The organism is Herbidospora mongoliensis, from assembly GCF_001570545.1.
GTDB lineage: Bacteria > Actinomycetota > Actinomycetes > Streptosporangiales > Streptosporangiaceae > Herbidospora > Herbidospora mongoliensis.
Window position 1 is genome coordinate 1 of record NZ_BBXD01000023.1, and the last position, 20,425, is coordinate 20,425.

19 protein-coding genes and 1 rRNA gene are annotated in these 20,425 nt (G+C 67.4%); 9 read left to right on the plus strand and 11 right to left on the minus strand.

What is annotated here, in order from left to right; translation table 11 throughout:
• Positions 1-104: ribosomal RNA gene (rrf, locus tag AW272_RS33375) — 5S ribosomal RNA — on the plus strand; the annotation flags it as partial.
• A gap of 937 nt (positions 105-1,041) precedes the next feature.
• On the opposite strand, the gene AW272_RS46370 is transcribed toward rrf, so the two are convergent.
• Positions 1,042-1,536, minus strand: coding sequence for an Imm10 family immunity protein (locus tag AW272_RS46370; RefSeq protein WP_500779757.1), 495 nt, complete (start codon positions 1,534-1,536; stop codon positions 1,042-1,044).
• Positions 1,537-1,573: 37 nt separating this feature from the next.
• Positions 1,574-2,776 (minus strand): glycosyltransferase, encoded by a 1,203-nt coding sequence (locus AW272_RS33380; protein WP_066373654.1) that lies wholly within the window; start codon positions 2,774-2,776, stop codon positions 1,574-1,576.
• Between the two features lie 539 nt (positions 2,777-3,315).
• Between AW272_RS33380 and AW272_RS33385 the strand changes: the two genes are divergently transcribed.
• Positions 3,316-3,699 (plus strand): cell division protein SepF, encoded by a 384-nt coding sequence (locus AW272_RS33385; RefSeq protein ID WP_066373658.1) that lies wholly within the window; start codon positions 3,316-3,318, stop codon positions 3,697-3,699.
• Positions 3,700-4,085: 386 nt separating this feature from the next.
• On the opposite strand, the gene AW272_RS33390 is transcribed toward AW272_RS33385, so the two are convergent.
• From AW272_RS33390 to AW272_RS33405, 4 genes are all read right to left on the minus strand, one after another.
• Positions 4,086-5,396 (minus strand): hypothetical protein, encoded by a 1,311-nt coding sequence (locus AW272_RS33390; protein WP_245657874.1) that lies wholly within the window; start codon positions 5,394-5,396, stop codon positions 4,086-4,088.
• Positions 5,397-5,522: 126 nt separating this feature from the next.
• Positions 5,523-7,247 carry an arginine--tRNA ligase gene (gene argS / locus AW272_RS33395; RefSeq protein WP_066373660.1) on the minus strand — a complete coding sequence of 575 codons (1,725 nt, stop codon included), beginning with the start codon at positions 7,245-7,247 and terminating at the stop codon, positions 5,523-5,525.
• 43 nt (positions 7,248-7,290) lie between these two features.
• On the minus strand, positions 7,291-8,325 hold the full coding sequence (plsX, locus tag AW272_RS33400; RefSeq protein ID WP_083958985.1) for a phosphate acyltransferase PlsX: 1,035 nt from the start codon (positions 8,323-8,325) through the stop codon (positions 7,291-7,293).
• Positions 8,326-8,400: 75 nt separating this feature from the next.
• Positions 8,401-8,964 (minus strand): DUF1707 domain-containing protein, encoded by a 564-nt coding sequence (locus tag AW272_RS33405; RefSeq protein ID WP_066373661.1) that lies wholly within the window; start codon positions 8,962-8,964, stop codon positions 8,401-8,403.
• Between the two features lie 183 nt (positions 8,965-9,147).
• Here AW272_RS33405 and AW272_RS33410 point away from each other — a divergent pair, with 183 nt between their 5' ends.
• Both AW272_RS33410 and AW272_RS33415 read left to right on the plus strand, forming a co-directional pair.
• Complete coding sequence (locus AW272_RS33410; RefSeq protein ID WP_066373662.1) at positions 9,148-10,473, plus strand: KamA family radical SAM protein; 1,326 nt, start codon at positions 9,148-9,150, stop codon at positions 10,471-10,473.
• Positions 10,474-10,738: 265 nt separating this feature from the next.
• Entirely contained in the window at positions 10,739-11,179 is a 441-nt protein-coding gene (locus AW272_RS33415; protein ID WP_157518989.1) for a hypothetical protein, read from the plus strand.
• Between the two features lie 93 nt (positions 11,180-11,272).
• Here the strand turns inward: AW272_RS33415 and AW272_RS33420 are convergent, their stop codons facing one another.
• Genes AW272_RS33420 through AW272_RS33435 form a run of 4 tightly spaced genes read right to left on the minus strand, consistent with a single transcriptional unit; the run spans position 11,273 to position 13,845 of the window.
• Positions 11,273-11,458 (minus strand): hypothetical protein, encoded by a 186-nt coding sequence (locus tag AW272_RS33420; protein WP_066373664.1) that lies wholly within the window; start codon positions 11,456-11,458, stop codon positions 11,273-11,275.
• A 59-nt stretch (positions 11,459-11,517) separates the two neighbouring features.
• Positions 11,518-12,054 carry a YbhB/YbcL family Raf kinase inhibitor-like protein gene (locus tag AW272_RS33425; protein WP_066373665.1) on the minus strand — a complete coding sequence of 179 codons (537 nt, stop codon included), beginning with the start codon at positions 12,052-12,054 and terminating at the stop codon, positions 11,518-11,520.
• A 56-nt stretch (positions 12,055-12,110) separates the two neighbouring features.
• A complete protein-coding gene (locus tag AW272_RS33430; protein ID WP_083959004.1) occupies positions 12,111-12,917 on the minus strand; it encodes an ABC transporter ATP-binding protein in 807 nt (268 codons plus the stop codon).
• A gap of 16 nt (positions 12,918-12,933) precedes the next feature.
• Positions 12,934-13,845 (minus strand): ABC transporter permease, encoded by a 912-nt coding sequence (locus AW272_RS33435; protein ID WP_066373666.1) that lies wholly within the window; start codon positions 13,843-13,845, stop codon positions 12,934-12,936.
• Positions 13,846-14,320: 475 nt separating this feature from the next.
• Between AW272_RS33435 and AW272_RS33440 the strand changes: the two genes are divergently transcribed.
• The 5 genes from AW272_RS33440 to AW272_RS33460 all read left to right on the plus strand — a co-directional run bounded on the left by AW272_RS33440 (position 14,321) and on the right by AW272_RS33460 (position 20,008).
• A complete protein-coding gene (locus AW272_RS33440; protein WP_066373668.1) occupies positions 14,321-15,988 on the plus strand; it encodes a peptide ABC transporter substrate-binding protein in 1,668 nt (555 codons plus the stop codon).
• Between the two features lie 115 nt (positions 15,989-16,103).
• Entirely contained in the window at positions 16,104-17,045 is a 942-nt protein-coding gene (locus AW272_RS33445; RefSeq protein ID WP_066373670.1) for an ABC transporter permease, read from the plus strand.
• Positions 17,038-17,949 (plus strand): ABC transporter permease, encoded by a 912-nt coding sequence (locus AW272_RS33450; protein WP_066373671.1) that lies wholly within the window; start codon positions 17,038-17,040, stop codon positions 17,947-17,949. The genes AW272_RS33445 and AW272_RS33450 overlap by 8 nt, the downstream gene beginning before the upstream one ends.
• Before the next feature lie 12 nt (positions 17,950-17,961).
• Complete coding sequence (locus AW272_RS33455) at positions 17,962-19,008, plus strand: ABC transporter ATP-binding protein (protein ID WP_066373672.1); 1,047 nt, start codon at positions 17,962-17,964, stop codon at positions 19,006-19,008.
• On the plus strand, positions 18,992-20,008 hold the full coding sequence (locus tag AW272_RS33460) for an ABC transporter ATP-binding protein (RefSeq protein ID WP_066373673.1): 1,017 nt from the start codon (positions 18,992-18,994) through the stop codon (positions 20,006-20,008). The genes AW272_RS33455 and AW272_RS33460 overlap by 17 nt, the downstream gene beginning before the upstream one ends.
• Positions 20,009-20,083: 75 nt before the next feature.
• Here AW272_RS33460 and AW272_RS33465 read toward each other — a convergent pair whose 3' ends face one another.
• Positions 20,084-20,398, minus strand: coding sequence for a hypothetical protein (locus tag AW272_RS33465; protein ID WP_066373674.1), 315 nt, complete (start codon positions 20,396-20,398; stop codon positions 20,084-20,086).
• Positions 20,399-20,425: the final 27 nt, after the last annotated feature.

Below are 20,425 nucleotides of genomic sequence, written 5' to 3' on the forward strand. Positions count from 1 at the left end.
GCGGAGGGGAAACACCCGGTTACATTCCGAACCCGGAAGTTAAGCCCTCCAGCGCCGATGGTACTGCACCGGGGACGGTGTGGGAGAGTAGGACACCGCCGGACAATTTTTATACGAAAGCCCCGACCATTTGTGGTCGGGGCTTTCGGTGTTTCACGGGGGTGAACGGGTAGCCCGGCCACTGCGGCCGGGCTTTCGGCGTTTGGGGGTCATTCGCGGCCCGGCTTGTGGCGCTTAGGGTTAAACCGCAGGTCCGGCTCCGCCTCTGCCCTTGAGGTGGTCTCAGTCACACCTCGAAGAGGCGTTCTGTCGGGACGTTGAGGTTGTCGAGGAGATGGCCGGTGAAATAGCCCGGCTATTGCGGCCGGGCCTTCGACCTTTCGGGGGGTATCTCGGTAGACGCGGTGTGCCAGTCGGGCCTGTCGCGCTGTGGAGGGGTGCTCTGGAACCCGGCTTCACGGCAGGATGCGTCAGTCATCCACCTGTGGAGTAACACTCGCTGCGGTCTAACCTGGCGAGCTTCGAAAGCATCTGGGCCAGTCGCAATCACTCTCGGGCTTCCGTTGTCTTTCCGCGGTCACTCGAAGCCCCGCGATGGGGCCGGCATTCTCTGTTTGTGCAGCAGAGCTGCTGGGCTTCCAGGATCTTCAAGGGGCGAGCATCGCCGCCGACGAGATGGCGGTTCGCCGCCCCACGTTCCTGCACCTGACGAGGAATTCCGCGTCAACCGTCTGACCTGGGCCTTCGCCGACGGCTGGACCGTCACCCGGCGTGAGGTCACCCACTGGACCAGCAATCCCGGCACCTCTGGACGCGGGCCGGACTGTTCTGAGGCTGTGAGTTCAGCGAGGCAACGGCCTGTTGTTCGTTTCGGCTGACGGGTAGGGCGTCCCCTCGGCGGTGGAGCTCAGCTGGCAATTGCGGCAGGGCTTGTTGGCGGTTCATAGCAGACGCAGGTGTCAGGTTGCGTGGCCTGTCACGCTTTTTGGAGCCCGGCTATGGCCAGGCTTCTGTTGTTTTGGGACGGTAAGGCAGGCCCGACTATGGCAGTCGGGCCTTGTGTGTTTCGGGTACTTCCGCAGTCAGTTTTTGGCTACTCATATGCCGTTCAGGCGACGTTGTTTCTCCTCGGAGCCCCAGTCCATGACCGGGCGCAGCATCCCGGGCAACGGCGAGATCTCGAGGGCCAGTTCGCTCAGATTTCGACGGTCGGAGAGACGTTCGGACTGTGTGCGTCCTCGGGGGCGAATGCCTGGGTGAGCCTCGGGCCGGAGAGATGGCGGTGTGCAGGCAGCCATAGACGGTGGTGCCTTGTTCGGTGCAGACACAGTAGGAGTCCATTCCTTCTGCGGGGTCCTGCGCTTCCGGCTCAGGGGTAGTTCGCTGGACCGATCGCTCGTTGCCGAACTCGGGCGATGTCGGGGAGGAGCTCGTCTTTCTGATTTCCTCGATGGGGCCGATCCGGTTGGCGGCCGAGCCGCACTGTCTGCCGTCTTCATCTTTCGGACCGTTGCCCGAGTCGTTGTGGACGCTCAAAGAGGGCTGCCGTAGTCCTGACCCTGAATCGTGCCGCTCAGCTCTGGGCCAGGCGCAGGAGATGGTTCGCCGCAGTTGTCGCGCCGTCGGTTCGGATCTTGCCGGCCAGGTCGGTGGCGTTGACGGCGATGTCGGGCCACAGGGTTTCGCTCAGTGCCACGGTCAGGGATTCGGCGGTGGGTGTGCCGGGTGGGTGGGCGATGCCCACGCCCAGGTTCTGGACCTGCTGGGCCCAGTAGAACTGGTCGTAGACCTGTGGGACGACCACCTGGGGTGAGCCGGCGCGGGCGGCTGCCGTCGTCGTCCCGGCGCCGCCGTGGTGGACGACCGCGGCCACCCGGGGAAAGAGCGCCTGCTGGTTGATCTCGGAGATCGACAGGACATCGGGGGCGGGGTCGCCGGGGAGCAGGTCGGCCCAGCCTCGGGAGAGGATCGCCCGTCTTCCGGTTGCGCGGGCCGCTGCCAGCATCGCCTCGGCGAGGCCCCTTGGGGCGCGGATGCTGCCGAAGCCGAAGTACACCGGCGGCTCACCGGCGTCGAGGAAGGCCAGGACGTCGTCGGGCAGGGGGCGATCGTCCGGGAGGAGCCAGGCGCCCGTCTCGACGACACCGGTTCCCGGTTCGGGCCAGGGGGCCATGGTCGGGTCGGCGGCCAGGAGGGGGTGGTCGGTGAAGATGTGGCTTCGTACATCGGTGACCGGCGTCAGGCCCAGTGTCGTGCGGTGGCTGTTCAGGGCGGGGCCGAAGTTGGTGGTGAAGCGGGCGGCGTCCTGGGCCCAGAGTTCGCGGTTGTCTCCCGCGGTGGGAGGGCGGCCGGGGGCGGGGACCGGGGAGTGGTGCTGGGAGGGCAGGACGACCGGGCAGAAGGCCGTGAAGACGTAGGGGATCTTCAGGACCTCGGCGACCGATCGGGCGGCCACCTGGATGGCTGTGGCGGCCACGATGAGGTCGCAGTCCTTCGCCGCGGTCATGACGGTCTCGAACTGGGTGGTCACCGAGGCCTCCGCCAGGCGGCGGAGCGTCTCGGGGGACGGCGGGGTCGTGGGCGGGGCGGCGGCGGTGAGGGTGCGGAGTTCGGGGCCGATCGGGGTGACCGGCATGCCGAGGCTCTCGATCCAGCCGCGGAAGTCCGGGGGGACGCACAGGTGGACTTCCTGGCCGAGGGCCCGCAGTTCCGTGGCGAGTGCCACCAGCGGCTGGACGTCGCCGCGCGACCCGATGGTGGACAGCAGCACGCGCATAGGTGATCTTCCCCCTGAAGTGGTTCGGAGCACTGATTTTGGGGGGTCACCGGGGTCTTGCCACAAGCCCGGGAGTCGGCTATAGCTTGAAAGTGGCGGGGTGAGTCAGGTACCCCCGCACTCTTCGCCTTGGATGTCCGCCGGGCATTCCCGCATATGTGGTGTTCCGGTGGGCACGGGCAGTTCTCATGATCTGTGCTCTTAGTCCGAGTGATGCGATTTGGTCACCCTCTGTGGCTAAAGCCCGTTGTCCAGTGAATTGATTCGGCGTCGGAATAATCGGTTTAGCGAATGCCGCATTTCCGCCACAATGGTGCTCATCGTCGACCCGGTTATCTGACCTTCCAGCAGGCGGATGCTCTCCGGGTTACCCTTGAATGGCTGGTCGGTAAACGAATCTACGGTGTAGGCGCGCATGTCACGGGGCTACTGACGAACCCCGACAAAGAGAATCCCATGTATAGGCGTGTCGAGTCGCCGTAAGAGAATGGTCGGTTAGCGTCCCTTGTGTCGGGACAAACCCGGAAAGGACGAAGCCGATGGGGGCAGTGCGCAAGGTAGCGACCTACCTTGGCCTGGGCGGAGCCGAGCAATATTCGGATGAGCCCTATGGCGAAGAGGAATACGACGATGATTGGATGCCGGCTTCGGAAAGGGCCGCAAAACGCTGGCAGCCGACAGGTGAGCCGTCGCGAATTGTGATGGTACGTCCGCGGAAGTATGACGACGCGCTCACTGTGGGCCGTCACTTCCGCGAGGGCCACACGATCGTGATGGACGTCGCGACGATGTCGACCCTGGAGGCGACCAGAATGGTCGACTTCGCGGCCGGCCTCGCGTATGGCTGTGAGGGTCGCATTGAGCGGATCGCCGACAAGGTGTTCCTGCTCACGCCGTCGAACGTCGAGGTGACCACCGCCTAGCGGTCACTCCGGCGAGCGGGTGGAGAGGCGACGCCGAGGCCTCTCACCACCCGACCCCGCGGCGGCCCCTCCGCCGGCCGCGCATGTACGACCTGTCTGACACCTGGGGGATGTTCCGACCAAGCCCCGACGACCAGCTGACCCGGCCCGCGATGGGATTCCGCAGGCCGGGTCCTCCATTTCCAAAGCCGATCCAGTGCCACTTTCCCGCCGAACCAACACAACCCGGCACAGCTCGCCCGAATTTCTAGCCACTTTCCCACCCGCGCACGACCCGGGCATCCGCCGACATAAGGCGCGCGGCTTCACCGCGACGGCCGTCGGCCCCCTGCCTGGCTATAGCCCTGGGGGTGAGCAAATGGCTGTCACCGTGACACCCGGACCCGTCACCCGGCGCGGGGGCCGCGCTTCAGCAGGCGGCCGATCTCGGCCACGTCGGTGAGGGCCTGGTCGCGTCTGGTCTTGGCCTCGCGGGCGTATTCGTGCAGCGCCCACACCGCTGATGTGGCCAGCTCGTGGAGCTCACCCAGTTGTGCGTTGACCAGGGCCAGGTCGGCCTTCTCGCGCACGCGGAAACGCCACAGCAGCCAGGCTCCGAAGGCTCCCAGACCCAGCCCGGCCACGGCCAGGATCAGCGAGAACACGAACCCCAGCGTGAAGACGATCAAGCCGCCGACAGCGGCCAGGTAGCCGGGCATCGGCGACGGACGCCTCGGGATGTAGCCGGCCATGATGCGGCGTTCGGCGTCGGCCATCGCCTCGGGGTCGGGGCCGTCGGGGCGCAGCGTGATCGAGTGGCCGAGGATCGGCAGGATCAAGGTCTCGGGCTGGTCGCCTTCGGTGCGGTTGGCCAGGTGGGCGGCGGCGGTGCTGATGGCGGGAGCGGCCACGTGGAGTGCGAGTGCGGCCAGGTAGGGGTCGGCGCCGGGCTTCAGGTCGTCGAGGAGGTGACCGTTGAGGGAACTCAGCGGACCCTCGGCTTCGGGGGAGCCGGTCAGCGACGACAGCACGGCCATCGGCTCGGTGTCGGGCCACACCGCGCGGCCCTGCGGTAGCGCGCCCGAGGGCGGCGGTACGGAGGTGATCTCCTCGCATCGGTGGCGCAACCTGGCCAGCCGGGCGGCGGCCTGTACCGGGCCGCCCAGCGACGGGATCTGGGCCAGCTCGGGGAAGTCGTTGAGCGACGGCGGCACGACCAGGCCAGGCTCGCCGGGGACCAGAGCCTTCAGCCACACGTCGTCGTCGCGGGGCACGTCGACCACGTCGAGCTTGCGCAGGACGAAGATCTTCCCGGCCGGGCCGTAGGCCCCCCGGGCGGCGGCGAGCCACAGTGCCCGCTGGCCCTCGCCCACGGGCCGTTCGGAGGAGAGGTCGCCGAAGGCGGTGCCGAGCCACGACGCGTGGATGCGGTCACCGTGGCCGCAGACGGCTAAAGCCAGGCACAGGAACAGCGCCGTCTTCGCCCCGTCGAGCTGGGCCGCCTCGGACAGCGGCTCCATCGCGTCGTCGCCGGCCAGTATCCGCACCAGCGCCCGCACCGCCGGGGAGAGCCAGTAGCCCGGGACCTCGATGGACCCGGGCGGCAGCGGCGGTGCGGTGCCGTCGGCGGCCAGGTGGACCAGCAGCGCCTCGGCGTAGCGGTGCAGCTCAGTGGTGTCGGCGTGGCCGGAGCTCTCCGGCCGGGCTGATACATCCATGCTCACGCGCTGACTCCCCCAAGGCAGGTGGACGTCCGCTTTGCGTTCCGCAGACGCTCCCTTGACCGCGCCCACACTAGACCGCCGTGACCTGTTCGTGTCTTCAGGCGCGCCGATCTGTGGATATCACATCCGCTCGGGCGCGGTTATCCCCAGGAGGTCGAGGCCCTGCAGGAGCACCCGCAGGGTCAGCTGGGACAGCGCCAGCCGCGACTGGCGATTCTCCTCCGAGTCGGCCTTCAGGACCGGGCAGTTCTCGTAGAAGGTGGTGAACGCGCTGGCCAGGTCGAACAGGTAGCCGCACAGGCGGTGCGGCTCGTTGCGCTCGCCCACTTCGGTGACGACCCCGCCGAAGCCCAGCAACTGGAGGGCGAGGGCGCGCTCGGCCGGGTGGGTGATGACGATCGGACCGTAGGAACCGGCCGGATCGTGTGCGCCGCCGCGGAAGATGGAGCGGATGCGCGTGGTGGCGTATTGGAGATAGGGGCCCGTGTTGCCGGTCAGGGCCAGCATGCGGTCGAAGTCGAAGACGTATTCGCTGTCGTGGCTGACCGACAGGTCGGCGTATTTGACCGCGCCCATGCCGACCATGTGGGCGATCTCGCCGCGGGCGGTCTCGTCGAGGTTCGGGCGGTCGGCGAGGACGGCGGCGGCCCTGGTCTCGGCCTCGTCAAGGAGTTCGAGCAGCTTGATGGACTTGCCGGCCCTCGTCTTGAACATCTTGCCGTCGCTGCCGAGCACGCTGCCGATCTGCACGTGTTCGGCCGACACGTGGTCGGGCAGCCAGCCGGCCAGCTTGGCCGAGGCGAACAGCATCTGCATGTGCAGGGCCTGGGTGGCGCCGATGACGTAGAGGAGGCGGTCTGCCTTCAGATCCTGCACCCGGTAGCGGATGGTGGCCATGTCGGTCGTCGCATAGCCGTACCCGCCGTCGGATTTTCTGATCATGAACGGGAGCGGCTGGCTCTCACGCCCGGTGAAGCCGGGCGGGAAGACGCACAGCGCGCCGTCGCTGATCTCGGCGATGCCGCGTTCCTGCAGCTCGTCGCAGACCTGGGCGAGCGCGTGGTTGTACATGCTCTCGCCGGCGATGTCGTCGTCGGTCAGGGTGACGCCGAGCTGGGTGTAGACCTTGTTGAAGTAGCGGACCGTGGCGTCCATGAAGAGGCGCCACAGGCGCATCGTCTCGGGGTCTTCGGCCTGCAGGGTCACCACGCGGGCGCGGGCCCTGCGGTTGAACTCGGCGTCGGTGTCGAACTTGGCGCGGGCGGCCTGGTAGTAGTCGTTGCCGTTGCCGGCCTCCAGCTGCGCGACCGCGGCCTCCTCGCCGATGTCGAGGAGGTGCTCGACGAGCATGCCGAACGGGGTGCCCCAGTCGCCCAGGTGGTTCTGCCTGACGACCCGGTTTCCGAGATGTTCCTGTACGCGGACCAGCGCGTCGCCCACCACGGTGGTGCGCAGGTGCCCGACGTGCATCTCCTTGGCGGCGTTGGGCGCCGAGTAGTCGACCACGACCGTCTTGGCCGGGAGCTCCCTCGGCACGGCCAGCCGCTCGTCGGCGAGCATGACGCCGGCCTCGGCGGCGATCCAGGCGTCGTCGAAGCGCAGGTTGAGGAAGCCGGGGCCGCTCACCTCGACGGTGCCGGGCAGGTCGAGGTTGGCGGCGATCTCCTGAGCCACGTCTCGCGGCCCACGCCGGAGTCGCTTGGCCAGGCTCATCGCGACGTTCGCCTGGTAGTCGGCGAACTGGGAGGGCCTGATCAGCGGATCCTCAGCGGCGTATTCCGCGCCGAACGCGGTGGCCAGCGCCTGCTGGACACGCTCGGCGAGCACGAGTTGCGGGTCAGTCATACAACAAAGCCTAGCGACGCGAAACCGCCGCCGTCGCCACGGTTTATCGCCGGTCGGAGAACCACAACCGGTGGGAGCGGGGGATGGCCGCGATGCGTTCGCCGACCTTGCCGACGACGCCCTCGGCGGCCAGCTTGGCGGCCAGTTCGCAGGCGGCCGCGACGCCCTTGGCGTGGGAGGAGCCGTGGGCGATCACCACGCAGCCGTTGAGGCCGAGCAGGACCGCTCCACCGTGGGCTTCGGGGTCGAGGCGTTCGTAGAGTCCGCGCAGGTGGGGACGCTGGAGCAGGCCGCCGATCCGGGCCACGGTGCTGCCGTCGACGGCCTGCCGCAGCTGGCTGAAGGCGTAGCGGACACTGCCCTCCATGGTTTTCAGCGCCACGTTGCCGGTGAAGCCGTCGGCGACGATGACCTCGACGCGGCCCGTCAGGAGGTCGTGGCCCTCGACGTTGCCGGCGAAGTGGATGCCGGGGGCGGCCTCCAGCAGTTCGTGGGCGCGTTTGACGACCTTGTTGCCCTTCTCGGCCTCGGCGCCGATGGTCAGCAGGCCGACGCGGGGGTTGTCGTGGCCGAGGGCGGTGGCGACGTAGGCGACGCCGAGGTGGGCGAACTGGACCAGCATCTCGGGCTTGGCGTCGGCGTTGGCGCCCGCGTCGAGCAGGATCGTGGGGTCGGGGACGGTGGGCAGGGCGACCGCGATGGCGGGGCGGAGCACGCCCGGCTGGGTCTTCAGGCGCAGCTTGGCGGTGGCGACGACGCCGCCGGTCGAGCCGGCTGACACGACCGCGCTCGCGTCGCCCTTGCGCACCAGGTGGCAGGCGACGGCGATGCTGGAGCGGGGGCGGCGGAGGCTGGCGAGCGCGCCTTCGTCCATGGAGAGAGCCTCTTCGGCGCGGACGATGGGGATCTCGGACGCGGCGCCGTAGCTGGAGAGGATGTCGTGGAGCAGGCGGGGCTGGCCGACCAGCACGATGGGGACACCGAGCTCCCTGACGGCCAGGACGGCCCCCGCGACGATCTGTTCAGGCGCGTGGTCGCCGCCCATGGCATCGAGCGCGACCGGCGACAATACGGCCACAGCGCCATCCAATCGATCCGGGAATCCTAGTGAATGGTAGGGGTGACCTGTTGATGCGCCGTCCGTCGGCTCGCGTTATCGGCGCAGATTCGGGTCCCAGACTTTTCCGGACACGATGACCTTGGAGAACGCCGCGTTTCCGGTGATCCGGATCACCGGTCCGTCGTCGGTCTCGCCGCCCGAGACGATCCGTTTCGCGAAGACCGCGCTGCCGTCGTCGATGACGTTGGCGTTGGCCGGCACCCGGATGATCACCTTGCTGAAGGCGGCGCTGATGTCGATGGTGATCTCGCGGCCGGGCAGCACCGCGTCGTGCAGGTCGATGATCAGGGCGCCGAAGGCGGCCTGGAGGTGGAGGCTCCGGCCGGGCACCCAGCGGCCACTCTTGATGACCTTGCTGAAGGCGGCGCTGATCTTCTTGCGGCCGACGTCGGCGGGGGCGCTCGCGGTGACCGTCGAGGGGAGGTCCTTGGTGATCGGGACCAGTTCGCCCATGGTGACCGCGCTGTAGGCGGCTTCCAGGCGGTCGGCGTGTTCGGCCGTGGTGAGGCGGCCGGTGGCCAGGCCTTCGGCGATGACCGCCGCGACCTGGTCTCGGTCGGCGTCGGACGCGCGCTGACCTGGGTCTTCTATTGTCACGACGTCCAGATTACCCCGATTCGAGATATGTCGCGAGAGGTCAAGAAATGTGACTTCGGCCTTTACCGAATCGTGGATTCGGCTGTCGGGATGGCCCGATACCGGTATAGAGGTTCCCCAGACGCCTGACAGGCCTCCTTGGTTTACACGAGATCGGGAAAACTACCGGGAAGGGAAGGCCGAGTGATCTTTAATGAGGGCACCCGCGGCTTTCGGGCTTACACCACGAAACATCTCGACGACCTGCTTCGTGAGAAGGCCGGGTTCGGCGAGGAGGCGCGGCTGCGGGCGCGCGCGGTGGCGACTGTGCTGCCGTTCCGTACCAACGCGTACGTCGTCGACGAGCTGATCGACTGGTCCGCGGTCCCCGACGATCCGATCTATCGGCTCGTCTTTCCTCAAGAGGACATGCTGCCCGAAGCGGACGTGTCCCGTCTGGCGAACCTCCTCAGAGCGGACGCCCCGGTCAAGCAGCTCAGCGCGGCGGCCAACGAGGTGCGGATGGGCCTCAACCCCCATCCGGCCGGGCAGCTCGACCTGAACGTGCCCAAGATCGGCGACGAGCCGGTGCCCGGCATGCAGCACAAGTACCCCGAGACGGTGCTGTTCTTCCCCAAGCAGGGGCAGACCTGCCACGCCTACTGCACCTACTGCTTCCGCTGGGCGCAGTTCATCGGCGAGCCCGACCTGAAGTTCGCCTCCGGCGACGTCGACGCGCTCGTCGGCTACATCCGCCGCCACCCCGAGGTGACCTCGGTGCTGTTCACCGGCGGCGACCCCATGATCATGGGCGAGGCGGTGCTGCGCCGGTACGTCGAGCCGCTGCTCGACATCCCGCAGATCGACTCGATCCGCATCGGCACCAAGTCGCTGGCCTACTGGCCCGGCCGGTTCGTCACCGACCCCGACGCCGACGACACCCTCAAGCTGTTCGAGCAGGTCGTCAGGTCGGGCAAGAACCTCGCCTTCATGGCGCACTTCTCGCACCCCCGGGAGCTCGAACCCCAGGCGGTGGGTTCGGCGGTACGGCGCATCCTGGACACCGGCGCCACGATCCGGACCCAGGCCCCCCTGATCCGCACCATCAACGACAGCGCCGCGACGTGGTCTCACATGTGGCGCCGGCAGAACTCGATGGGCATGGTGCCCTATTACATGTTCGTCGAGCGGGACACCGGGCCGCAGGACTACTTCGCGGTGCCGCTCGCCGAGGCGTACGAGACCTTCAGGGACGCCTATGCCCAGGTCTCCGGTCTCTGCCGGACGGTCAGAGGGCCCTCGATGTCGGCCACCCCCGGCAAGGTCTGCGTCGACGGCGTGACCGAGATCCACGGCCAGCGGGTGTTCGTCCTGCACTTCATCCAGGCCCGTGATCCCGGCCTGGTCGGGCGTCCCTTCTTCGCTCGGTACGACCCCAAGGCCGTCTGGCTGACCGACCTGCGCCCCGCGTTCGCCGACCGATTCCCTTTCGAGTCGCCCTTCGAGCCGCAGGCGCCCGTCGCGGCCTGACCGCTTGCCAAGGGACGGAAAACAATTCCTCCCGGCCCGGGCGCCGTGTTTACCGTGCCTTTCTCCCGGGCCGGATGTGAATTCCCAGCATGTGCCGCCAAGTCGGGCGCCCTCCTGCCCGACGGTGTTGTGACTCCCGGTCACCGGGCCGTTTCCCACGGTGATAGAAATTCGGCCTAGCCAATCGGCCGGCGCGAACGCACCGGCTACGCGGGGAATTCGGTTCCTGCTCTCTGACTCGGAGCAGGGCTCAGGAGGCATTTAGATGAAGCGCATGATCAAGGCAGCCCTCGTCGTCGCGACCTTCGGCGTCACGGCCATGTTCGCCGCGCCCGCCCAGGCCGCGAACGACCCGATTTCCGACCTGCTCGGCACGCTGCCGGTGGGGCAGCTCTCCGGTCTCGCGGGCGGCCTCAACGGCGTCGTCCCGGCCGCGCCCGCAGCGCCCCTCGTGACCGCCGCGGCGCCCGCGGGCTGGGCCGAGCGGGTGCAGGTCACCCCCATGACCGCCACGCCCAACGACGTCTCGGGCGAGCTCAAGCCGGCGCTGTCGGCCGTCACCGGCGCGACCGGTGAGCTCACCGGCACGGCCGACCAGCTGAGCGGCGCCGCCAAGAACCTGACCGGCTCGGCCACCCAGGTCGGCCTGGCCGCCCAGGGCCTGTCTGGTGCGGTCACCAACATCGTCGCCGGCACCCGCAGGTAGTTCCCCACGGACACGTTGGCGTGGCCACGTCAACGTTTCCGTACCTCTGACATGCGAAAACGGCCGGTGCCCTCACGAGGCGCCGGCCGTTTTCTAGTTGTTCGAGGCCCAGGGCCGCACCGAGGTGCGCCGGGCGATCTGTGCCTGCAGTCTGGCCATCTGCCAGTGCAGTTCGATGAGCTGCTCGGTGAGCAGGGCGGGTGAAAGCTCAGACGGGTCTTCGTCGGCCAGATGATCTATGGCCGTCACCAGCTCACTCATCCCGACCTCCCAGTGCATCGGTGTTCCTTAGATCGAATCCCCGTTCGAATCATAGTGGAACACCGGCCGCAGCGGCATCAGCTTTCGTACACGGGTGCGATGAATCCGCGCGCGAGGGTGTGGGCGGTGATGTTGAAGCCGATCACGGCCGGGTTGGCGCCGGGGTCGACGCCGAGCTTGTCGACGTCGAGGGCGTGCACGGCGAACAGGTAGCGGTGCGGCCAGCCGGGAGGCGGGGCGGCGCCGCCGTACTCGTTGGTGCCGTAGTCGTTCCTGGCGTGCGTGGCGCCCTCGGGCAGGCCCGCGAACGCGGGGCCGTTGCCGGCGCCCTCGGGGAGCTCGGTGACCGACGCGGGGATGTCGTAGACGAGCCAGTGCCAGAAGCCGCTGCCGGTGGGGGCGTCGGGGTCGAAGCAGGTGACCGCGTAGCTCTGGGTGCCCTCAGGGGCGCCCGACCAGGTCAGGTGGGGGGAGACGTTCTCGCCGGAGAAGCCCCAGTCGTTGAAGACGTGGCGGGTCGACATCGGGTGCCCGTCGGCGAGCCCGGAGGCCTCGACGGTCAGCGCGGCGACCTCCGGCAGGTGGTCGTAGGGAATCGGTGGTGGCGTCGGCATGACTGCTCTCCGCTCGGGATGGGTCGTGATCTTCCTACGTGCCCATCCTTCACCACTTAAGCCTTGTTGTAGGCGCTGATCACTTCGGCCGGGTCGCCGTCCATCTTGATCTTGCCCTTGTGGAGCCAGATGACCCGGTTGCAGGTCTCCTCGATGACGTCGAGGTTGTGGGCGACCAGGAAGACGGTGCCGGCCGACTCGCGCATCTGCATGATGCGCTTCTGGGAGCGCTTGCGGAACTCGCGGTCGCCGGTGGCCAGCGCCTCGTCGATCAGCAGCACGTCGTGGACCTTCGCCGACGCGATGGCGAACCGGAGACGGGCGCCCATGCCGGAGGAGTAGGTCGACATCGGGAACTGGACGAACTCCCCGATGCCGGAGAAGTCGACGATCTCGTCGTATTTGGCCTTGACCTCGGACGGGGTCATGCCCATCGCGTAGCACCCGAGGGTGATGTTGCGCTCGCCGGTGAGCTCCTTCATCAGGGCGGCGTTCACGCCCAGGAGCGAGGGCTGGCCGTCGGTGTAGACGGAGCCGGAGGCCGGCGGCAGCAGGCCGGCGATGGCGCGCAGCAGGGTCGACTTGCCCGACCCGTTGCGGCCGATGATGCCGATCGCGTCGCCGTGACGGGCCACGAACGAGACGCCCCTGACCGCGTGGACCTCGCGCATCTCCGGGCGGCCCTGACGCCTGACCAGCCGCAGCAGGGCGGTGGCGGCGTTGCCCTTCTCCTCGGCCGAAGCGGCGCCCCAGACCTTGTAGACGATGTTGAGGTCGTCGACGATGACGGTCGGGGTGCCGGTGGCGGACGACGTGGTGGTCGCCTCCTGCTCTTCGGCGGTCAACGGCCACACCCTTTCCATCGCCATCGGCTTCGCCTCAGCCACGTCCGTACCTCTCCTCGGCGCGCCAGAAGTACCAGAATCCGATGACAAGGGCGAACACGGCCCAGAATATGGCAGTCGTCCAAGCCCACTGGGGTGCGGGGTGGTCATAGATCAGCAGGTCGCGCATCAGCTCGATGTAGGCGGCGGCCGGGTTGAGTTCCATGATGTATTGCACGAACGCCAGTGACTCGGGCAGGTCGGCGACCCGGTCGGGGATGCTGAAGAAGACGCCGGAGGCGTAGAGCCAGGTGCGCATGATGAAGGGGAGCAGCTGGTTCATGTCGCGGGCGAAGGCGCCGACGCGGGCCATGAACAGGCTGGCGCCGACGTTGAAGGTGAGCTGGAGCAGCAGCGCGACGGGGATGAACAGCCAGGTCATGGTGACCGGCTCTCCCGTCAGCAGCACGATCCCGATCAGCACGAGCATCGACCACATGAGCTGCTGCAGTTCCTGCACCGCGTAGGCGAGCGGAAGCGCGGCCCTGGGGAAGTGGAGCGCCCGGATCAGCGACAGGTTGTTCGAGATCGACTTGGCGCCGCCGCTCACCGTGCGCTGGGTGAAGGTGAAGATGAAGACGCCGGTGATCAGGAAGGCCGTGTAGTTGCCGATGTCCTTCTTCTGATCGAGGATCACGCCGAACATCAGGTAGTAGACGCCCGCGTTCAGAAGCGGGGTCAGGAGCTGCCAGAGCTGGCCGAGCATCGACTGGCTGTACTTCGAGACGTTGCGTGACGTCGCGTACTTGAGCACGAAATGCCGGCGGGCCCAGAGCTGGCCTACGTAGTAAGGCAGGCTCGGGCGGGCGATCGCGCGACGGAGACCGTGGCGTTTGGCGAGCGCGGCCAGCGATTCCGTCGCTGCGCCGCCCTGCGCGTCCGCGACGGCGGAATCCGGCTGGCTCATGGCAAGGACTCTATTGGATGCTGATGAACGAGACGCCTGCGATGGTCATCCGTAGGCTCCTCGTGGGGGTTGGGTGATGCCACCGGCGGCAGGGTGCCACGGCATGGTCAAAGGTAGCCCACCAGGTCCTGATATGGGGACAACGCCGCGATCGGTGCCGCAAAGGCCATACCTTGGCTTCGCCACCGTTGAGACATGTGTACCTTTATGGGGTCTTTAAAGCCGGATGCGAGGTTTGCGGCGACCTTCTTGGTATGCGTGTGACGCCCGACTGACGCACGTGTGACCGAACTGCAACGCAGCAGAGACAACACTGCGGTGTGTGGTGAGGGATGCTCGCGGACGACTGGCAGGGCGTCAGCTCGTTTGACCGTGTCTGCAAATCCGTGGTCCTCACAAGGGGCCCGGGGGTGCCGACCTGGTCATATCGCAGCTCAGCGCCAACGCCCATCCTTTGAGGGAGGACCTACTCACTATGCGCGTACTCAAGGGCGCACAGATCATTGCCGGCACTGCCGTGCTGGCGCTCGCCGTGGCCGCTTGTGGCGGCGGCGACGAGGCAACTGACCCTGCCACGGGTGGCGCGGGTGCCGCCGCGGCCCCGGTCACGGTTGAGATCGCGGAGCCGCAGCACGAGCTCGTCCCCGGCAACACGGCGGAGACCAGCGGCGCCGAAGTGCTCAACGCCCTGTTCATCGGGCTGGTGAACTACGACGCGGACAAGAAGCCGATCAACCAGATCGCCGAGTCCATCACGTCTGAAGACCAGACCACCTGGACGATCAAGCTCAAGGACGGCTACAAGTTCCACGACGGCACCGCCGTGGACGCCCAGAGCTTCGTCGACTCGTGGAACTACACCGCCAACGGCGCCAACGCGTACGAGGCCAACTACTTCATGGGTTCCATCACCGGCTACGCCGAGATGAACCCGGCCGACCCCGACGGCGACGGTCCGCAGGCGGCTCCCGCGGCCACCGCGACCAGCCTCTCGGGTCTGAAGGTCGTCGACCCGCTGACCTTCACGGTCCAGCTGACCAACCCCTTCTCGGGCTTCCCGACGATGCTGGGTTACACCGCCTTCTACCCGATGCCCAAGGCCGCCTTCGGCCCCGACGGCAAGGTCACCGCCGCCTACGGCGAGTCGCCCATCGGCAACGGCCCCTTCAAGATGGCCAAGCCGTGGAAGCGCGGTGTCGAGACCACGATCTCGATGGTCCGCAACGACGAATACACCGAGGCCAAGGCCAAGGTCGAGGCCATCGACTTCAAGATCTACACCGACCTGAACACCGCGTACCGCGACCTGCAGGCCGGCAACCTCGACATCATGGACCAGCTCCCGGCCGAGGTCATCGCCTCCGCGAAGGCCGAACTGGGCGACCGCTACATCGAGCAGCCCTCCTCGGGCATCGGCTACCTCGGCTTCCCGACCAAGGTCGGCGCCGACTACGCGAAGAGCGCCGAGCTGCGCAAGGCCATCTCGATGGCCATCGACCGCAAGACCATCACCGAGCAGGTCTTCTCCGGCACCCGTGTCCCGGCCGACGACTTCATCTCCCCGGTGGTCGCCGGTTACCGTCAGGGCGCCTGCGGCGAGGCCTGCACGTACGACCCGGTGAAGGCCAAGGAACTGTGGGACTCCAACGGCGGTCCCGCCTCCGGCGCGATCGAGCTCGGCTACAACGCCGACGGTGGCCACAAGGAGTGGATCGAGGCCGTCGCGAACAACCTGCGCACCAACCTCGGCGCCACCGTTGAGCCGAAGCCGGTCGAGAAGTTCGCCACCATCCTCGACGACCTGGGCGCGGACAAGTGGAAGGGCCTGTTCCGCATGGCCTGGATCATGGACTACCCGTCCCCGGAGAACTACCTCAAGCCGATCTTCGCGGCGAGCGCCAGCTCCAACTACTCGGGCTTCAACAACAAGGAGTTCGAGGAGCTGCTGAAGAAGGCCGACTCGGCTCCCACCGTCGAGGAGGGCATCGCCTCCTACCAGGCGGCCGACGACATCCTCCTGAAGGAACTGCCGTACATCCCGGTCTACTTCTACCAGACCAACGCGGCGTACTCGGCCAACGTCAAGAGCGTGAAGATCGACCCGTTCGAGCGGATCGAGATCGCCAACGTCGAGAAGGCCTAAGACGGCATCCAACCCGGGCGGCCTAACCCCTTGAGCCGCCCGGGATGGACCATCACTCTTGGGGCAGCCCGATTGGTTGCAATGGGGCTGCCCTTCGTCATGATCGGGAGACCGAATGGGCCGCTACGTTGTCAGGCGCCTGCTTCAGGCGATCCCTGTGCTGCTTGGCACCACGTTTCTCATCTTCGCGCTCGTCTACGCCCTGCCGGGCGACCCCATCCAGGCCCTCGCCGGCGACCGGGCGGTCGACCCGATTTTCCGGGCCACGATGCGCGAGATGTTCCACCTAGATGACCCTCTGATCGTCCAGTACGGCTATTACGTACAGGGCATCTTCACCGGTGACTTCGGAATGACCTTCCGCGGTGTGCCGGTGTCGACCATTTTCGAAGGCAAGTTCCAGGTCACCCTGAACCTGGCCCTGATGGCCCTGGTGATCGAAGCGATCGTGGGCGTCGGCCTGGGCCTCATCGCCGCGCTGCGCCGCGGCAAGGCCGCCGACACCGCGATCCTGGCCTTCACCCTGCTGCTGGTGTCGGTCCCGACGCTGGTCAGCGGCTTCGTGCTCCAGCTGGTGCTGGGCGTGCAGCTCAAGACCTCCACGGGCATCGACTTCTTCCCCGTCGCGGGCACCTCGGAGGGCTGGCGCAGCTATCTGCTGCCGGGCCTGGTGCTGGCCGGCACGTCGATCGCGTATCTGACGCGGCTGACACGGACCAGCCTGATGGAGACGCTGCGAGCCGACTATGTGCGAACGGCAATAGCCAAGGGCATGCCGCGACGAAGAGTTCTCGGCCGGCACGCCCTGCGCAACTCGCTGATCCCGCTGGTCACCTATCTGGGCGCCGACCTCGGCGCGCTGATGAGCGGCGCGGTGATCACCGAGACCATCTTCAACCTCAACGGCATCGGCCGGCAGCTCTTCGACTCGGTCTACCTGTCGGAGAACTCGGTCGTGGTCGGCATCGTGACGGTGCTGGTGCTGATCTTCATCGCCGCCAACCTGATCGTCGACCTGCTGTACGCCGTTCTCGACCCCAGGATCCGCTATGAGTGACACGCTCACCGAGCAGAAGCCGGTCAAGCCGCCGAAGCAGAAGAGGCCGGCGAGCCTGTGGTCGGACGCGTTGTACGACCTGCGGCGGAGCAAGGTCTTCATCATCGCCGCCGTCTTGATCGCGATCCTTGTGGTCATGTCGATCATTCCGGGTCTGTTCTCTCCGGTCAACGCATTTGATTCGAGCACGTGCGACCTGACCATCGCCCGCCAGGGCGTGAGTTCGGCCCACTGGTTCGGCACCGACAACCTGGGCTGCGACACCTACTCGCGGGTCATCTACGGCGCCCGGATCTCGATCATGGTGGGTGTGTTCTCGACCCTGGCGACCACGCTCATCGGTGGTCTGCTCGGCCTGCTGGCCGGTTTCTACGGCCGCTGGACCGACACGGTCCTGTCCCGCCTCGCCGAGGTCTTCTTCGCGGTCCCCTCGACCCTGGGCGCGCTGCTGATCCTGGCCGTGGTCGGCCGGGACAACGCGGGCATCTGGACCGTGGTGCTGGCGCTGTCGGTGCTGGCCTGGCCGATGGTGCTGCGCATCATGCGGGCGGCGGTCATGTCGTCCAAGAGTCAGGACTACGTGGTCGCGGCGCGGGCGCTCGGCGCCGGGCCCGGCCGGATCATGCAGCGGCACATCCTGCCGAACGCGGTGGCCCCGGTGATCGTCGTGGCGACCATGAACATGGGCGTCTTCATCGCCGCCGAGGCCGCGCTGTCGTTCCTCGGCGTCGGCATCCAGTCGCCCGACATCTCGTGGGGTCTGATGATCGCCGACGCGCGCAACCGGTTCCTGCAGGCTCCGGAGGCGCTGTTGTTCCCGGCCCTGTTCCTGAGCATCACGGTGCTGGCGTTCGTCATGCTCGGCGACGCCGTCCGTGACGCATTCGACCCGAAGCTTCGATAGGAGGGGTGATCAGTGAAGAACCCGTCCGTCGACACGCATCTGCTTCCGGCCGACAGCGGCACGATCGGCACCGAGCCGCTGCTCGCGGTCGACAACCTGCACGTGGAGTTCACCACGCGGCAGGGTGTGGTCCGCGCGGTCAACGGCGTTTCCTACGCGCTCAACGCGGGGGAGACCCTCGCGGTGCTGGGTGAGTCGGGCTCCGGCAAGTCGGTGACGGCCCAGGCGATCATGGGCATCCTCGACATGCCGCCGGCGCGCGTCCCCAAGGGGGAGATCCGCTTCCGGGGCACCGACCTGCTCAAGCTGTCGGAGAACCAGCGCAGCCAGATCCGCGGCCAGCAGATCGCGATGATCTTCCAGGACGCCCTTTCGGCGCTCAACCCGGTGTTCACCGTGGGCTGGCAGATCGCCGAGATGTTCCGCGTGCACAAGGGCATGTCGAAGAAGGACTCCTACACCAAGGCGATCGAGCTGATGGACCGGGTCCGCATCCCGGCCGCCAGGCAGCGCGTCAACGACTACCCGCACCAGTTCTCCGGCGGTATGCGCCAGCGCATCATGATCGCGATGTCGATCGCGCTGGACCCCGACCTGCTCATCGCCGACGAGCCGACGACCGCTCTGGACGTCACCGTGCAGGCCCAGATCATGGAGCTGCTGGCCGAACTCCAGCGCGACAGCAACATGGGCCTGATCCTGATCACCCACGACCTCGGCGTGGTCGCCGACGTCGCGGACAAGATCGCGGTCATGTACGGCGGCCGCATCGTCGAGAACGCCCCGGTGCACGACATCTACCGCAACCCCGCGCACCCGTACACCAAGGGCCTGCTGGAGTCGATCCCCCGGGTCGACATGAAGGGCCAGGAGCTGTACGCCATCAAGGGCCTGCCGCCGAACCTGCTCGACATGCCGACGGGCTGTGCCTTCCACCCCCGCTGCCCGTTCCGTCAGGACAACTGCGTGACCGACGTCCCGGCGCTGCACGCGATCAGCGGTACGCGCAGCAGCGCGTGCCACTACTGGAGGGAGGTCCTCGATGGCACCGCAGGGTGACCCCATCCTCGAGGTCCGTGACCTGGTCAAGCACTTCCCGCTGACGCAGGGGATCGTGCTGAAGCGCCAGGTCGGCGCGATCAAGGCGGTCGACGGCGTCAGCTTCGAACTGAACCGGGGGGAGACCCTCGGCGTGGTCGGCGAGTCCGGCTGCGGCAAGTCGACGCTGGCCAAGCTGCTGATGGCGCTGGAGAAGCCGACCTCCGGCACGGTCAAGGTCAACGGCGAGGTCGTCGACCTGCACAAGGGCAGCAACCTGAAGCGGTTCCGCCGCAACATCCAGATGGTGATGCAGGACCCGTACACGTCGCTGAACCCGCGCATGACGGTCGGCGACATCATCGGGGAGCCCTACGAGATCCACACCGAGGTGGCCCCGAAGGGCGACCGGCGCAAGAAGGTGCAGGATCTGCTGGAGGTCGTCGGGCTCAACCCCGACCACATCAACCGCTACCCCCACCAGTTCTCCGGTGGTCAGCGGCAGCGCATCGGCATCGCCCGGGGGCTGGCGCTGCAGCCCGAGATCATCGTCTGCGACGAGCCGGTCTCCGCGCTCGACGTGTCGATCCAGGCGCAGGTCATCAACCTGCTGGAGCGGCTGCAGAACGAGTTCGGGCTGGCGTACATCTTCATCGCGCACGACCTCTCGGTGGTGCGGCACATCTCCGACCGTGTGGCGGTGATGTATCTCGGGAAGATCGTGGAGATCGGCAAGGACACCGAGATCTACGACAAGCCGAGCCACCCGTACACCCAGGCGCTGCTGTCGGCGGTGCCGGTGCCCAACCCCGAGGGCCGGGAGACGCGTGAGCGGATCATCCTGCAGGGTGACCCGCCGTCGCCGGCCAACCCGCCGTCGGGCTGCCGGTTCCGGACCAGGTGCTGGAAGGCGCAGGAGATCTGCGCCGTCGAAGAACCGCTTCTCCAGATCCGTCCGGGTACGGATCATGAGAGCGCCTGCCACTTCGCCGAGGTTCACGACGTCGTGGGCGCCTCGTAATTCGTTACGGAGAGTAAACGGGAAAGGCCCCCGCTGGATCCAGGCGGGGGCCCATCCACAAGTGGTGCGCGAGAACTAGCGAACCGAGACGGCGTTGACCGGCAGCAGGCCGGTGACGGTGCCGGTGCTGACGCCGGGGACCGACGGCAGCGGGAGGCCGGTGGTGGCGCCACCGACGACCTGGCCGACCAGGCCCGGCAGGCTCTTGACCAGGCCGCAGACCGGCGAGAGCAGGGTGGCCAGCACGGGGAGGCCACTGAGGAGCTCGGGCGACGACACGCACTGCGTGTTCAGAAGGTTGGTGACGGGAACGTCGGCGTGCGCCATGCTGGCGGGGGCGACGACGACGAGACCAGCGGCGGCCGAGGCAACGACGATTCGGCGGATCATATGTATCTCCCCTGAGGTGGGTCCGGG